Below are 16,782 nucleotides of genomic sequence, written 5' to 3' on the forward strand. Positions count from 1 at the left end.
TCAGCGTAGATATTTATCAAAGTCCACCTCTTTGAACTTAAAGTTATGATGTTCGGAGGGGTGGTAGGCTTTATTCCAAGTAGAATAGGTTTTCACATCTATCTCCCTTGTCTTCCGGTTAAAAGTTACAATACGTAAGTAGCCTTCACCTCCCAATCTACTACCTTCCACACCACGCTGATAGTTTGCCAGCATCTGATACACTTTATTTCCCTCTTTCCCTATAGAGACCAGCGTGCCGACTCCGCTTTTCAAGACATGCCCACAAAAGACAGCTATCACATTGCGATGTTTGAGAAGCAATTTCTCCCAGATTCCAGCACCATCGTTCACTGTGCGCCCAGACTCTTTGCCGATGCCATATCCTTGAGGGCGCCACCAGTCTTTCCCGTCATGCAACGTACTGTCACAATACAAATAGGCGTGTGTATTCAATATGACAAGCTTATCCGGATGAATACCCACTATGGAATCGGCCCATTGCAGAGCCTCATCAGAAGGCCCGAATTCCAGATTCAAGACCAGCCAATCGGTATCGCCCGACCTGAAATTTATGAAATAGTTATCCAATGTCTTTCCATCTGCACTACCTCCCCAATAGCTCTTCCGCTTATAGCCGGAAAGAGGAAAATACTTGTTGGCCATTGCAGTGTTATGTATGTCCGAAAACTTACCGGGTTTACTGCCAATATCGTGATTTCCCCATACGACAGAATAAGGTATTCCTGCTTGGCTGACACGATGAAAAGCTTTCTGCATATATGCCCATTCCACCGGAGAATTATCTTGTGTCAAATCTCCCACTTGGAACACGGCATCTATTTTCTTACGGTTGGCAACCAACCAGTCCACTTGCGAATCGAAGACCTCCGGACATTGCTCCAGATAAGTCTGCGTATCCGGCAATACCACAAAAGTACTTACCCGACCGGAAGTGGTGCAAGAAGTTAAAAAAGCGCCCCCTAAAAAGAGCGCTCCGATAACAGACAATATTCTCATCATTTTTTCTTCTGATTAAACAGCCACTCCATAAAATCAGGATAGTTGAAAGCCGGATTCCAACTACCATGATTACAACCAGGAAATTCAATATATTCCACATCGGCACCAATAGCTTTCAAGGCCCGATATGCTGCACGCGATCCTTCAGGAGTTACTACATTATCCGCATCTCCATGAAAAATACGGAACTTGACCGATTTGCCAGCCTTCAACCGTGCCGGATTCACTGTTCCACAAATAGGTATTGCTGCCGCAAAAATCTCCGGATAGCGGACAGCCATGTCAAATGTACCCATTCCTCCCATAGAAAGTCCCATAACATAGATACGGTCTTTGTCTATCTGCGGCATGGCCAGATAGAAATCCAACAACTCTTTCAACGTACGGAAAATAGGAGAAACAGGCACTTCCAACGGCATATCTGCCGGAGCAAAAGATGAAGGGCGCTCCGTATATGCCCAATATCCGGTTTCAGGACACTGCGGAGCCAAAATAAACGCCGGATACTTTTCGCGGTTTACAGGATTAAGCCACATCTGCCCACCATGAACCAATTGTTTCTCATTATCATTGCCACGCTCTCCGGCACCATGCAGGAAAAGCACCAAAGGATACTTTTCATCAGGTTTCATCACCTCTGGACGCAACAAACGATACAACAATGTATCTCCACGGGAAGAGATATAAGTTTCCTTTTGAAAGGTTTCTTGTGCAAACGAAAACAAGAAAAAGAATAATCCACAAAGGATGCCGATTATACGTTTCATCTTATTATTTATTTTACATGTTTAACTTCCGAACGTAAAGATACACCATTTTCATTGAAAGCCTCCACACAAAAATAATAATCCTGATCAGCAGTAAGGGTTTTCATCAATAAATCAGTCTTATCATAGACCATCCAAGAGCTGTAAAGTTTGTCCGGTGCAATGCCCCAAAGTATGTTGTAACCTTGTGCACCTTTCACAGCCTCCCAACGGATGGAGATGTCACGACGGTCTGCTTGGCGGTCAAGTACCAACTTTTTGGGTTGTTGCGGTGCCTTCCCCGTACCCAATCCAAAGACGCGAAGTTCAGATATAGCCAGATTCGGTGTCGGTATATCTATATTTTTATAACGGATATAACGGGCAGACTTGGGTAATGCCAGTTCAACATAATCATTCGGAGTATCCCTATAACTTTCCTTACGGTCCACCAATATATCCCAATTCTCACCATCAAGAGAACCTTCGATGAGATAACGGTGATGGAGTCCTTCGTAGCGACCGTACATATTACTTTGATAATCGTGATAGTTTATCTGAACAGCATACACATCAGCAGGTTTCTCTAAATCAATCATCACCCACTGCCGTTCGTCATTAGCCTCGGCAAGCCAAAAAGTTTTAGTCAGTTCATCCGTTAGGGCATCTGCCTTAAATTCGTCTTTTGTAGTAAAAGCCGTCACCGGCTTGCCATACGAGAGCAACATCCAGCCACGGAACTGTCCAGCCTTGCCCGGTACGGCAGGTGCATAACGGGGATAGTCTCCGAAACGGGTATCTACATACATAATGCCATCTTTATCAAACCCTGCCGGAAACATACAAAGGCGACGTTCCCAATTCACATTGATAGAGAGTGACATCGAAGCAAAATGCCAATACTGCCCCCCAGGACCAAGCACGGTACTTCCATGTCCGGCACCGTTCATATAACCACCCGGCTTGTAGGACACCGGATTATGCTTTTGGTAAGTATAAGGCCCCATCGGATAATCGGCCACATAAACACCATCGGCATAGACATTGAATTCCGTTCCCGGAGCACCGTATTGCATATAGTATTTCCCATTATGCTTCGTCAGCCAAGGCCCCTCAATATATCCGCCCAATACAGTATCCGTATGGTTTTCACCGAAACGTTCCCAGCCATGTTTAGGCATATCCAAATTGAAGAGTTCTTTCGTTTCTCCCTTCTTGATGAAACGCCGGTTCTTGTCCAGTTCCATTCCCCTGATAGGATACACATTGGAAGAACCCCAGAACATATACGCTTTACCGTCATCGTCAATAAACAAATCGGGATCTTGCAGATTATGCAAAATTGCCGGAACAGCTTCCCAGTTTCCTGAAGCCGGATTATCCGTATAAAGGATACTCATGGAACCGGAAGGATCACCGGTCACATAAAGTACCGAATCTTTGTAATTATGTGCCGCCGGAGCATTACACCCTTGCGGATACCAGTTCCTGCCCGGACGTACAAACTCCCAGTTCAGCAAATCCCTGGAACGCCAATAACCGTGTGAACGGGTAACAAACATATAATATTCACCCCGGAACTCCACCACAGCAGGATCGGCACCAGAACGGTAGGAGATATTCTTATCCGAATTATAAATCATGTACGTGTAATCGATATTTAAAGGATTACAATAAGTATCCATATGCATGTCTTGTGCAGAAAGGAAATTCGCCAAACACAACAGCAGCACCAAACCACTTAATCTTTTCATCATATTATCCATATTTATATTATTATACTACAGCCCTACCTACGTCACAAAGTTTCTACAACAATGGTCGTACTGATTTTATCAGGAGCGTCTAAAGGTAAAGAAAATATATGATTGTCTCCCATTTTGTCTATAGGTAAAGAAGTTTTCTTCGCATCAATCAATAAATAGGCCCGTTTTATCCCAGAGCCAAAATCCGGGACAAGAAGTTTGCCGTCTTTCGGCCAATATTGAGTAAAAACATGCAAATAAAGAAACTGTTTACCGTCCACTTCTTTTCTGGTAGCTCTTCCCCAATCGAGTTGGCTAACAAACGGACTCGGTATTGTACCATAAATAGCTTCACTGTTCACCTTCATCCAACTGCCGACTTCCTCCAAGCAATTGATGCTTTCAGCAGGGAAAGTACCATCTGCTTTCGGACCGATATTCAATAGATAATTCCCCCCTTTACTGGTAATATCAATCAATTTTTGAAGAACATCCTCTGTAGTCTTCCAGCGTATATCATGGGCAGCATATCCCCAATTGTCATTCAAGGTCATACAAGTCTCCCAATCTGTACCATCTCCATTGGAAGGCATATCAGGTATGCTTTGTTCCGGAGTTTTAAAATCACCCGTCAGCTTATCCTCCATTCGGTCATTAAAAATTAAACGTTCCGTACCAGGTATGTTCTTGATAGCTTTCATCATACGATATTTAAATTCGGGAGCGCTGCTTGCTCCCATATCCCACCAAATAAGATCAACTTTATAATCATTTATGATAGTGTGTAAATGAGGGATAACTATTTCATCCGTATATTTTGCTTTGTCTGCATAGGAAGCTTCCCGATTAGGCGCGTCATTTTGCGGAATCCATCCCATCCCCCCCGGATTATTCCAGTCCAACGCCTGCGAATAATAAAAACCTATTTTCAGACCGGCCTTCCTCGCTTCATTCACCAGTTCTTTCAATATATCCCTGCGGATATCTGTATCTTTAAAAATAGTATGCCCCACAGGTGTATTTAAAAGTGCAATGCCATCATGGTGCTTTGAAGTAATGACAATATATTTCATCCCTGCCTCTTTAGCCATCCTTACCCATTCTTTAGCATCGAATTTTTCTGCTTTGAAATCCTCCTTTGCCCGCTTCAGATACTCATCCCTGGGTATTTGAGCCGCAAACATTATCCATTCGGCATATTGCCCTCTTTTATAAGGTTTGCCTGTAGTTGGGTCTGTCTTTATACTCCCATCGGAAGATACCCATTCAGGACGATAGCATGAATAGTAATCTTTTATCATGCCGTCAGCCTCTATCCAAGGATGTTTTTCATTTGTCTGCAGAAACGTGGGTCCTGTATAATGCCCACCTAATGCAGAATAAGGGCCCCAATGGACAAACATCCCAAAACGGGCTTCACGCCACCACGCCATCCGCTTATCCTTTTGCCTTTTTGTCTCAGCGGTAGCTACATAAAGTTTCTCGCTCTCGCGACTGAACTCTCCATGACTATTCCTAGCCTTCACTGAGAAGAAGTAAATATCAAACGAATTCAGCCCTTCCACTGTAATGCGATTTTCTTTAACAGTCTTATATAAAGTATCTTCCTTGTAAACCTCATAACTTACAGCCTCTACTACATTCTCCCAAATAAGTTCTACGCTATTTGTACCTACACGACTAGCCTTCAAATGACAAGGTATGCGATTGGTAAATGGATCTTGTTGAGCAGACAACATTACACAGCCTACTACTAAAATGATTAATAAATAGATTCTTTTCATTCTAAACTTCATTTATACGTCATAATAATATGCACTATTATTTGCACAGAGATTCAGGAACATCATATTCTTCCTGCAGGCGGGCAAGTTCCGCTTTCAATTCTGCAGCAACCTTCTCCATCCCTTTTTCACCATACAAATTATGCATTTCTGCCGGGTCCTCCTTCAAATCATAAAGTTCCCACTTGTCATCCACATAAAAATGCATCAATTTATAGCGCTCCATCTTGACACCGTAATGTGCACGGACACTATGAAAACCGGGGAATTCATAATAGTGATAGTAAAGTGACTTCCTCCAGTTTCGTGGAGTATTTTCTCCCTCTACCAACCGACGAAATGACACTCCCTGCATGTCTTCAGGAATCTCAATTCCACACATATCGAGAAAAGTGGGAGCGAAATCAATATTTTGAGTTAATCCTGTTACCTGCGTTCCAGGCTTAATATGTCCCGGCCAGCTCATTACCATCGGCATACCGAAAGACTCCTCGTACATAAAACGTTTATCAAACCAACCGTGCTCGCCCAGATAGAACCCCTGGTCTGTAGTATAAACGACAATCGTATTTTTATCCAATCCGGTACGCTTCAAATAATCCAATATTTCTCCTACACTCTCGTCCACGCTTGCCACACAAGCCATATAATCCTGCAAATAACGCTGATATTTCCATTCTGCCACCTCTTTGAAAGTACGCTGTTTCGAATAAAATTCATTGTTCCGTTCACGATAGGCATCCATAAAACGGCGGCGCTCATCCGGCTCCATCGTACCAAGAAAAGCATGAGGCCACGGGTCGAATAGCAGACTGTCGCTATTCATACCCGCAACCATCTTCAAGTCGTGACCTTCGTACATATCACGGTATATATTCATCTTCTGCATTTGTGCCGCATAACGTCCTTCGTATGCATCATAATAATTGTCGGGTAAAGGGAACTGCGTGTGTTCGTACAAATGATAATGCCGTTCGGCAGGCACCCAATTACGGTGAATGGCTTTGTGATGCATCATCAGGAAAAAAGGTTTATTCTTATCCTCGCGCCCACTCATCCAGTCTTCACAATATTGAGTGATGAGGTCAGTTACATATCCTTTATGCCGAGTGGTATCTCCCTCGGTAATAAAATACGGATTATAATAATCTCCCTGATCATTCAAAATCATCCAATGGTCAAACCCGGTAGGCTTTGAAACAAGATGCCACTTGCCGATAATGGCTGTTTCATAACCGTTTGCTTGCAATATCTTCGGCAGTGTCTGCTGCGAACCGTCAAATCCTTTATTTCCATTCCTCATAAAACCATTCTTATGACTATGCTTACCAGTCAGTATGGCTGCACGACTGGGACCGGAAATGGAATTGCAACAGTAATTATTCTGAAATACCGCCCCTTCATGCCCAATACGGTCAATATGGGGAGTAGGAGCTATTTTACCTATGGGATGTCCATATATACTCATTGCTTGTCGGGCATGGTCATCACTCATGATAAAAATAATGTTAGGACGCCTGTTTCCTATTCCTTGTTTCTGTTCTTGTCCTTGCATCCAAACCGAAGGAACAAAGGGCAACAAGGCAATTCCCCAGGATAGTTTATTTTTCATGTATTCATTATTTGTTGTAATTTATCAAAGGCGTAACACCGTTTTATAATTTATTGATTATCAGCACAGTTAGAATGCAGTGCATTCAATATACAACTGAACCCTATTCAGTATACGACTGAATGGCATTCACTATACGACTGAATTAGGTTCAGTATACAAGTGTTTCTTGAGCCCTTATGATTTGTAAATAATGCAGAATAGAATTAGACGAGTGCCTCTTTACAGTTTCAAAGTAACCAATACGGGAGCATGGTCGGAAAGATAGCCATTGTCCGGCTTATCGCCAACTGTGCGGTAACGCTCCACCTCTACAGAAGCATTTACGAATATAAAATCTATCAGCCTGCGCTTCTCCACCGGAATACGTCCGAAGTCATGAAAGCTCCATGTCGGTCCGTAAACGACCTTTGCCGTGGAACAAGCGTTCCTCATTCCACCTTCCGTCAATATAGTAACCGGCTCGGAGTCTACCGTTCCATTAAAGTCTCCAGTGATAACTACCGGAAGCTCTCCCGCTATTTGCTTTATCTTCTCGAGTATTAACTTAGCGCTTTCTCGACGTGCCACCTCACCTACATGGTCAAAGTGGGTGTTGAAAGCAGCTATTTTCCTGCCACTCACCTTGTCTTTCAACACAGCCCAAGTCACGATACGTTCGCATGCCGCATCCCAACCTTTCTTTCCGATGGAATCGGGAGTCTCGCTCAGTCCGAAATCTCCGTTCTTCAAAAGCTCAAAACGATCTGTCTTATAAAAAAGGGAGCAATATTCGCCTTTCTCTTTTCCATCTGCACGACCTACGCCAAGGGCAGTATATTGAGGAAGGCGCTCCTTCAGGTCATCGAGTTGATTCTTTACCACCTCCTGCATGCCCACAATGTCCGGAGCATAATAAGCAATCATCTGTGCTGCATTATCCTTACGGTATTTCCAGTTATTCATACTGTCCGCTACATGATCCAGACGGATATTAAACGACATCACCTCCACCTTAGCTTCCGGTTGCTTGCCGCACGAGGCGACAAGCAATACGAAAGCAACCAATACACTATTGAAAAGCACGTTTTTCATGGTTATAATCCTTTTTAATCTATATAAAATTCACCAAAATCAAATCCAGCCAAACCTAATCAGCCTTATTCAAATAAGGAGACGTAAAGCCTAATCTCTTCAATCCCTTCTGTACATCGGGATGACTCATGAAAAGCTTCCAAATCAAACCGGTGCGATAGTTCTCTATCATCACGATAATCGGTCCCTGGTCAATGGCAAGATACGAAGGCGCAAACCAATCCTCAGTCAGATTAAATGCATCCTTGAAACCATATTCACCCCAAAGACGGTCACCCAGTTCTTCATAGAAATAGCGCATGGCCTCCAAAGAATATTCCGGTGCATAAGGGATGGATGAAAGGGCCGCAGTAGGCGTAATCACGCCGCGATCATTTCCGGGACTATGGGCAGAATAGCCTTTATCACCGTCACTAGCTGTCAATCCCCAGCATTTCTCACCGTAACCCTTATATCCCTTCGGATTGTCAATACAATAGGCACGGTTAATCAAGGTATGAGCCTTCATTTGTTCCTCGTAATTGGCATAGCGGTCCTTCAAACCATGCGGATCAAGCCCCATATAGGAGTAATGAGTAAAGAACAAAGGACCGCCCTTGCCGTTATTGTCCCCGAGAGGAAGCCTGATGCCATAATACTCCCGACCGTTCAGAAAAGTATTCGCACTGGCCCAGCCTTTATGATAAACGCTCCCAGCAATCGGATAAGTAGGAGAAGACGCACCCAAGATATACACAATGTGGCACTCATTATGACCTTTAATCTGGTGATTCATCGCCCATCCGTTATTGGGTGACCAATGCCAGTACATCACATCCTGCCCCTGAGTGAAAAAATTCCACTCTGCTTGGCGCCACAGATTATTAATCATTCCCCTGATACGGTTTTCCGTCGGATTATCCTTTATAAAATACTGATGGGCAGCCAACAAGCCTTCGAACATGAAAGCGGATTCTACAATATCCGCTCCATCGTCTTTACGGCTGAAAGGAATGGTCTTACCGGTTTTACCGTTCATCCAATGTGCCCACATGCCGTGATAACTGTCGGTATTCTTGTCGCTCAAGAAACGAACAATCTTCAGTATACGTTCAGCACCTTGTTCACGGGTGATAAACCCACGTTCTATGCCGACAATGATAGCCATCACTCCGAATCCCGACCCACCAATGATAGCTGTCTCGGCACCACCGTTACTCCGTTCATGCGCCAATCCGGATTCAGGATGGGCAAAATCCCAAAAATAACGGAAAGTTTGCTTCTGGACGAGGGTCATAAGTTCGTCGTCAGAAAGCTGCTTCTGCGTTTTCTGTCCCGAAATCAAATTAAAAGGATATAGCAAAAGTATCAAATATAGCAATATTCTCATCATAATCATTCTTTTAGTTTAAGCACGGACTCTGAAAGCCAAGCTTCTTCAGTCCTTGTTGGATTTCCGGTATAGACATAAATAAATTCCAAAGGAGACCTGTTCTATAATTCTCTATCATACAGATTATCGGCCCTTGGTCAATGGCTATGTACTGAGTATCGTACCAATCTGCCGTCAAATTAAAGGCATCTATAAAACCATAATCCTTCCAAAGTTTGTCTCCCATCTTATAATAGAAAAAATGCAGCGCTTCCATTGACTCCTCCGGAGTATAAGGAAATGCAGACAAAGCGGCTGTTGGAGCAATGACCCCTTTATCATTAGTAGGTGAATGAGCTGAATATCCCGTATCGCCGTCACTTGCCGTCAATCCCCAACAAGAAGCGCTATAACCCGTATATCCTTTAGGATTTTCCTTACAATAATTGTAATTAATCAATGTATGATTACGATTTTGCATCCAGTAATCGGCATATTGGTCTTCCAGTCCTTGCGGGTTAATGCCCAGAAAAGAATATTGAGATAAGAACAGCGGTCCCCCTTTATCCGAACCTAAAGGAAGAGTGATGCCATAATAAGATTTTCCATTCCTGATTCCTCCATTTTTAGCCCAGCCCGCTTCATATACAACTTTATTGATAGCATGTGTTGGAGACGAAGCAGCAAGTATATAAGTAATCAGACATTCATTCCATCCTCTTATTGCCAGGTTCTTCTCAAAACCGTAATCGGGACTCCAATGCCAATATAGTACATCTTCACCATTTTTCTGGAACCAAGTCCAGTCAATAGCTTCCCAAAGACGGGTTATGTCGGCACGCAACCTGCTTTCTACTTCCATATTTTCCTTGAAATAGGCTCGAGCGGCAAGCAAACCTTGAAATAACAAGGAGGTTTCAACCAAATCGGCACCGTTGTCTTTCTCACTGAAAGGTTTGGTTGCTCCCGTTGCGCCATTTATCCAATGTGCATAAGCACCATGATAAGCCGTACATTCCTTATCAAGAAAAGTAACTATCTTCTGCACCCGTTCAACAGCTTGCTGACGGGTAATAAAACCCCGTTCAGCAGCTACCAGCATGGCCATCACGCCAAAGCCAGTACCACCGGTAGTAACGACATCGCCCGAAGTAGTACGTTCGCGCGCCATTCCGGAATATTCATGCCCAAAGTCCCAGAAGTACTTGAAGGTCTGCTTCTGTACCAATGTCAACAAGTCCTCATCAGGAATACGCTCAAACTTATCAGTATCATCCATTCCTGTCTTAATCATACAAACCTTGCCATTGGAAAGCAGTACCCCGGAGGTGGACTTCACCCCCGGATTGACAATCAATTTATACGATGACAAGATTTTAAACCCCTCCTTAGGAGTCACCGATACTTTTTTCTCTTGCAGGAACTCATAATCGCAGCTTATAGGAAGCTCCTCATGTTTCAAAGCAATATTGTTACGGGCTGAAGCCTCATCTACAGCATCCGAGAACTCCAAAACAATGGCTACATTGGGAGCAACATTCTCAAATGTCTGTTGGTTTTGTTGGTCACCCACAATGATATTCTTCAACTCGAAAGGCTGATTCACCTCAGGTTGATTATCACCACCGCACGCAACCAACAAAAGACATACTATGAAATATAATACTTTCATCTTAGCATCAGATTAAAGTGTAGCTTCATTCTTTTCCAGAGTAAATACTCTGAATTTCGGTTGCCGTCAACACCTTGTCATATAAGCGGAACTGATCAAGCTGACCGGGAAAGTTCTTTGCCCAGGTTTGTGCTCCTGCACCCGAAGTAAGACTCGGAGTAGTGCTGAACTGAAATGCACCAACAGCCAAAGAAGCGCCTACATTATTAAACTTCAATTTCCCACAATCAGGCAATTCTTTGGTAAAGACCCCCTCACCATTACGATAAACAGTAATGGTAGAAGTATTGCCATCATACACAAAAGCCAGATGCACCCATTCGCTACCAAAAATATCATCTATTTTTGCCTCAACCCATCTTTCATCATTCTCTTTTGCTGTCTGATTGAAGATATGAACCTTGAAAAATGCCTGAGTCTCGCTATTATTATTCTCCAAGAAGATGTCGAAGTTGCCCCAGAATTTAATAGAGTTAGGGATAGAGAACAAACCTTGCGCAGAAGTATTCTTAGTGGTTCTCATCCAAAAAGCTACAGTCAAATCACCGATAGTGGGTATGTTATTTTCCAAAATAGAAGGAGTCTTGGCCAAAATGTAAGCATTTTCAGCACCTTGATAGGCCATGCCAGCGATTCCGTCTTCCACAAACTTGGCATTCCCGTTATCTGCTACCAAAAATCCCCATTCACCTTTATCCCGAATGTCCTCTTCATCAAAAGGAAGATACATCTTCAAAGGAGTAGTAGGTACTTCACCGGTACTCTCAGGGTAGTCGAAAGCAGGATGATCCATATCCTGAAAACAAGACTGCATACACAATGCAAACAGGCAAGAAGCCACAGATACTATATATTTTTTCATAAGTAGTTAGTACATTTATAGATTAATAATTGGGATTTTGAACCAATACACCATTCGACTTGTCAATTTCGTCTTGCGGGATGGGCAACAAAGCATGTCTGTCTTGATAACCGGTCTTGCCTGCAGCATGAAGTACCTCTTTAGCAATACCCCAACGAACCAAGTCGTAGAAACGGTCGAACTCCATACCTAACTCAACACGTCTTTCATGACGAATGGCCTCACGCAGTTCATTCTGATTGTTGGTCGTCACTTCCGGTAGGATTCCGATATTATTGCCACGAGCACGAGCGCGCACCATCTCCAAATAGTTACGGGCAGAAGATAAATCACCCAATTCACAAGCAGCTTCGGAAGCCATTAATACCACATCAGCATAACGTATCAAACGAATATTCACCCAATAACCTCCTTTTGTGAATTTCAAACGCATTGCCGGATCTGTATATACTTTTTTGTTAAAGTATTTAGCTATAACATCGGCATTCGAAACTGGTTTCTCGCCATAAGGCTTGTTAGCAGGTATGGACTCCGGATCGTCCTTGCCGTTGCGTATAAAATAAAGCAGGGTTTCGTCTTTTCTCGGATCACCTTCTTCAAAAGCATCTGCCAATTCTTGAGTAGCGGTGTGTTGCCCCCAACCGAGATTCCACTCGCCTGCGCCACGTACACCCTGAACGGAAGCAAACTGGCTTCCTATATCATTAGAACCTGGTTGTGATTCTGTTGCCGTACATTGCAATTCAAAAACAGATTCACTACAGTTTTCACCTTTTTCCCGGAATATGTCTTCATAAGGTGTTTTCAGATTATATAAACCGGAGTTAATCACTTCTTCAGCGGCAGCCTTCATATTCCCCCAGTCATTACGCATCATGTATGTGCGTGCATGAAGAGAACGAGCAGCTCCCCAAGTGAGACGACCTACATAAAGTTGCTCCCACGTTCTGGGCAGACTGTTTTCGGCTTCCGTAAGGTCAGAATCTATTAATTCATATATCTTTGCCACAGAAGACTTTGGAACATTTGCCTCAGCTGCATCATAAACTTTAAAGTCAATCAAAGGCACTTCACCAAAAGCGCGTACAAGGTTAAAATAACAGAAAGCACGTACAAACAAAGCTTCCCCCTTATTGACGAGGTCACCTTCTGTCAATGACGGGTTTTGGCTCATTTCATCAAGCAAATCATTTACCTTATGTATCAATGAATAGTTTTCATTCCAGTAGCTCTTAATCATCCCATTACTTGCCAAATATTCAAAGTCATCGAACATCTTGCCAGTGGCTGCTCCATCGGACAATGTGCTTCCTTTCTCTGCGTCCTCAGAACGCATACCGTGGATTGCCAATGCAGTATTGCCGCTTGTCAAATGAAAACCGCGCAACTTGGCATACATATTAAACACCTGCGTTTCATAAGTACCACCAGTCAAATCATCCTCTGTCTGCTGTCCAAGCGGTTTTCTATCAAACATATCCTCACACGAAGTTAGTGCAAAGCTTACTGCTAAAAATGCTATATAATAAAATATCTTCTTCATAGTCTGCCTTTATATAATTTTAGAAAGTCAAATTAAAACCAATCGTATAAACTGTAGGCATAGGATAGCCTCCACCATCAATACCAAACGAAATAGCACTTCCGCCCACTTCCGGCGTATATCCGCCGTTACGGCTCCAGGTCTTGGGATTCTGCACATTGGTATAAAGACGCAGTGACTGTACCTTGATACGATTCAACAGTCGTTTGTCAAAGTTATATCCCAATTCGATATTACGGATTCTGAAGAAACTGCCATCTTCGATGAAATACGTGGAAGCCTCCTGATTTATTTTGTGTGAAGGGTCGAGCAAGGGCTCCCAATTGGAAGTGCCCTCTCCATGCCAACGATTCAATTGCTCTGTGCGATAATTCAGTTGTGCATAGCTACTGCTTCCCCAATTACGGTAAATTTCATTTCCATAAACACCCATCATGTCAACAGTCAGGTCCAGATTCTTCCATCCCAAATTAACATTAAAACCGTAAGTAAAATCAGGAGTTGGATTACCTATCATTGTACGGTCATTATCAGTAATTTTGCCATTACCGTCAACATCAGCAAATTTCAAATCACCCGGTGTTACCGAACCAACCGAGTTAATCGGAGAGAAACGGATGTCGTCTTCGTTCTGATATACACCCTCAACCTTGTAACCATAGAAATAGCCAATCGGATAACCTTCGGAAACACGTGAGGGACCACTGATAATATTATAGTCTTTGTTTACCAGTGAAAGCACCTTGTTATCAATAGTGCTCAAATTAGCACCTAATCCATATCTCCAATCTTCCCCAATCTTGTCGTTCCAAGAAGCACTAAGTTCAAAACCGCGATTGCGAATCTCACCCACATTCTGTAATCCGGGAACAGTACCTGCAATACCCGGAATGGAAGTCAACATATCTTTTGTTGTTTTGTTATAATAAACCGGAGAAAGCTGCAAACGATCATTGAACATATGCATGTCAAAACCTACTTCCCATGAATAATTACGTTCCCATCCCAAAGTAGGTGAAATCAGTTTGTTGGGGCCTTTACCCGCAATGATATTGTCACCGAACACAGCTGAACCCGAACTAACAATGGTGGCGTATGCCGGATAACTGGAACCGGTATTCTGGCTGCCCAACACACCCCAAGAGCCTTTCAACTTCAAGAAGTTAATTACATTTTGGTTCTGCATAAACTTCTCTTCGGTCATTACCCAACCGGCACCGAAAGAGTAAAAGTTGTCCCAAGTATTACCTGTCTTATAGAAAACAGATGAACCGTCCCTACGGAAAGAAGCATTAAGTAAATAACGATTCTTGTAGTTATACAATGCTCTGAACAAATAAGACATGGTAAATCTGTCACTCTGAGAACCGCCATTAGTTGCCGTAGATACATCGTCGATGGTAGAGAGCCACCATCTGTCCGGGTCGTCGCCCACCAAAATGCCGTAGCCCGCAAGCTGGCTGCGTCCACCACTCAAACTGGAAGACTCATTGTAATTGGTGGTAAGACCGGCAGTCAATGTCAATCCATGATTACCAAACTGTCCGAGATAAGTCAACACATAGTCAGACTGTGCAGCAAGAGAGGTAGACTTGCTTTGGTTCACACTTTCTCTTTCAGTCAACCGTTCTTCCCCCCCCTCCACATCGGGATTATAAACATAAATCAGCGGAGAATATGAACGTCCCTGGCTAGAAGCATAGTCCATAGAGAAAGTCGCTTTGAACGTAAGGTTCTTTAGAATATCTATCTCTCCGAACACATTACCTGCCACGCGATAGTTTTCAGACTTGTTGTGAGCACCGCGCAACTCTGTTTCAATAAGAGGATTCCACACTTGTGCACGCTGGAAGTCGGGCAGCGTATGTATCAGTCCCGATTCAAGGTCATGAGTAGGAGCAATAGGAGCAGCCTTCAAAGCACCATCCACACCCTTTGCATCAGGATACTTAGCACGAACTCCATTAAGTTGGAAACCAAAACGCAGGAAATCGGTTACACTATATTCACTGTTCAAGTTTACGGTAAACTTATTGAGCTTTTCCGTTTTAATGGAACCTTCTTCCATGACGTAACCCAAACCCAAATAAAACTTGCTCTTATCCGTTGCACCTGTAATGCTCACATTGTTATTGGTCAGAAAACCTGTCTGGAATATCTCATCCTGCCAATCTGTGTTACCAGTCCATTGAGTATAATCATAAGGGTCGCTTCCTTGAGATATCAACTGCTCGTTGTACAGCATCTTAAACTCTTCGGCATTCGTCACACCTACACGGTCATAAATAACCTTCCAACCCACTGAGGAGTTGATGTTGACCATCGTCTTCCCTATTTTTGCCCTTTTAGTGGTAATGATGATTACACCATTGGCACCACGCACACCGAAAATAGCCAAAGAAGAAGGGTCTTTCAAGATTTCCATAGATTCAATATCCGCAGTGTTCAGATAATTGATATTGTCCGTGAACAGTCCATCTACCACATAAAGGGGTTTGAAACCGTTAATGGAGTTCGTACCGCGAACACGGATTTCAGGGTCTTGTCCTGCACGGCCCGTATTCACTACCTGTACACCGGCAACCTTACCCTGTATGGATGCCAGTGGATTGGTAGAAGGCTTAGAGGCAATCTCATCCGCTTTCACAGTAACGATAGAACCGGTCAAGTCGCGTTTCTTGGCACTACCATAACCAACTACAACCACCTCATCAATGAGCTGGCTGTCCTCTTCCATCTTCACATTGATAGTTGAACGCCCATTTACGGCAATCTCCTGCTCACGCATACCTATATAACTAAAAATCAAGGTAGCATTAGATGCCACATCAACAATCTGATATTTACCATTTATATCAGTAATACTACCTTTACTCTCCTGCCCTTTTACACGAACAGAAGCGCCGATAACAGTTTCGCCTGTCTTGTCCGTAACGACACCCGAAATCGTAATTTTGTTCTGTGCCATCGAAGTAATGGCAAACAATAACATCACACATGTAATTAGTAGATTTTTCTTCATTTTGTATTGATTTAAAATTCTTTTGCAAACATACCGGAGAAGTTGATATATGTCAAAAAACAAGCTACCACAAGAGTACCACAGTTCACCGGAGGGGTACATCATTGCTACTACTGCATAACATAAACAACAGATTATAAGGAATATAAAAGTATAATAAATATTTAGGTACTATTCATATAATAGAGCAAGAAGATAGAAAAGCAAAGGGGGCTTTTATCCTATTCTGAAGTTTTTTATCCCATATTCAAGAACGTCATACCTTTCACTGCCTCAAAGCCGACCATAAGATTTCCATAACCGATTGCCATTATACGATAGATTATATATCAAGTAAAAACTGCAAAACGTTTGCAGTGAAGATGTAGA

The 16,782-nt window shown here is 43.0% G+C and carries 11 protein-coding genes; all 11 read right to left on the reverse strand.

Annotated features, from left to right (window positions below; translation table 11 throughout):
* Positions 1–1,002, reverse strand: a complete 1,002-nt coding sequence (locus H1A11_RS14530; RefSeq protein ID WP_005834489.1) for a metallophosphoesterase — start codon at positions 1,000–1,002, stop codon at positions 1–3.
* A complete protein-coding gene (locus H1A11_RS14535; RefSeq protein WP_005834487.1) occupies positions 999–1,769 on the reverse strand; it encodes a prolyl oligopeptidase family serine peptidase in 771 nt (256 codons plus the stop codon). Before H1A11_RS14535 ends, H1A11_RS14530 begins: the two co-directional genes overlap by 4 nt.
* Positions 1,770–1,777: 8 nt before the next feature.
* Positions 1,778–3,502 (reverse strand): family 43 glycosylhydrolase, encoded by a 1,725-nt coding sequence (locus H1A11_RS14540; RefSeq protein WP_117964764.1) that lies wholly within the window; start codon positions 3,500–3,502, stop codon positions 1,778–1,780.
* A 44-nt stretch (positions 3,503–3,546) separates the two neighbouring features.
* Entirely contained in the window at positions 3,547–5,277 is a 1,731-nt protein-coding gene (locus H1A11_RS19220) for an alpha-L-fucosidase (protein ID WP_171030404.1), read from the reverse strand.
* Positions 5,278–5,314: 37 nt separating this feature from the next.
* Positions 5,315–6,889 (reverse strand): sulfatase, encoded by a 1,575-nt coding sequence (locus H1A11_RS14550; protein ID WP_005834483.1) that lies wholly within the window; start codon positions 6,887–6,889, stop codon positions 5,315–5,317.
* A 222-nt stretch (positions 6,890–7,111) separates the two neighbouring features.
* The gene (locus H1A11_RS14555) at positions 7,112–7,963 is read right to left on the reverse strand and encodes an endonuclease/exonuclease/phosphatase family protein (RefSeq protein ID WP_117600177.1); all 852 of its coding nucleotides are present in this window, start codon (positions 7,961–7,963) and stop codon (positions 7,112–7,114) included.
* Between the two features lie 55 nt (positions 7,964–8,018).
* Positions 8,019–9,335, reverse strand: a complete 1,317-nt coding sequence (locus H1A11_RS14560) for a glucoamylase family protein (protein ID WP_181757374.1) — start codon at positions 9,333–9,335, stop codon at positions 8,019–8,021.
* A gap of 10 nt (positions 9,336–9,345) precedes the next feature.
* On the reverse strand, positions 9,346–10,986 hold the full coding sequence (locus H1A11_RS14565; protein WP_117600176.1) for a glucoamylase family protein: 1,641 nt from the start codon (positions 10,984–10,986) through the stop codon (positions 9,346–9,348).
* A gap of 25 nt (positions 10,987–11,011) precedes the next feature.
* Positions 11,012–11,848 carry a LamG domain-containing protein gene (locus H1A11_RS14570; protein ID WP_117600175.1) on the reverse strand — a complete coding sequence of 279 codons (837 nt, stop codon included), beginning with the start codon at positions 11,846–11,848 and terminating at the stop codon, positions 11,012–11,014.
* A 22-nt stretch (positions 11,849–11,870) separates the two neighbouring features.
* The gene (locus H1A11_RS14575; RefSeq protein WP_117600174.1) at positions 11,871–13,391 is read right to left on the reverse strand and encodes a RagB/SusD family nutrient uptake outer membrane protein; all 1,521 of its coding nucleotides are present in this window, start codon (positions 13,389–13,391) and stop codon (positions 11,871–11,873) included.
* A gap of 19 nt (positions 13,392–13,410) precedes the next feature.
* The gene (locus H1A11_RS14580; protein WP_165491363.1) at positions 13,411–16,413 is read right to left on the reverse strand and encodes a TonB-dependent receptor; all 3,003 of its coding nucleotides are present in this window, start codon (positions 16,411–16,413) and stop codon (positions 13,411–13,413) included.
* Between the last annotated feature and the right edge of the window lie 369 nt (positions 16,414–16,782).

This window comes from Bacteroides sp. CACC 737 (assembly GCF_013874375.1).
Classification (GTDB): Bacteria; Bacteroidota; Bacteroidia; order Bacteroidales; family Bacteroidaceae; genus Bacteroides; species Bacteroides uniformis.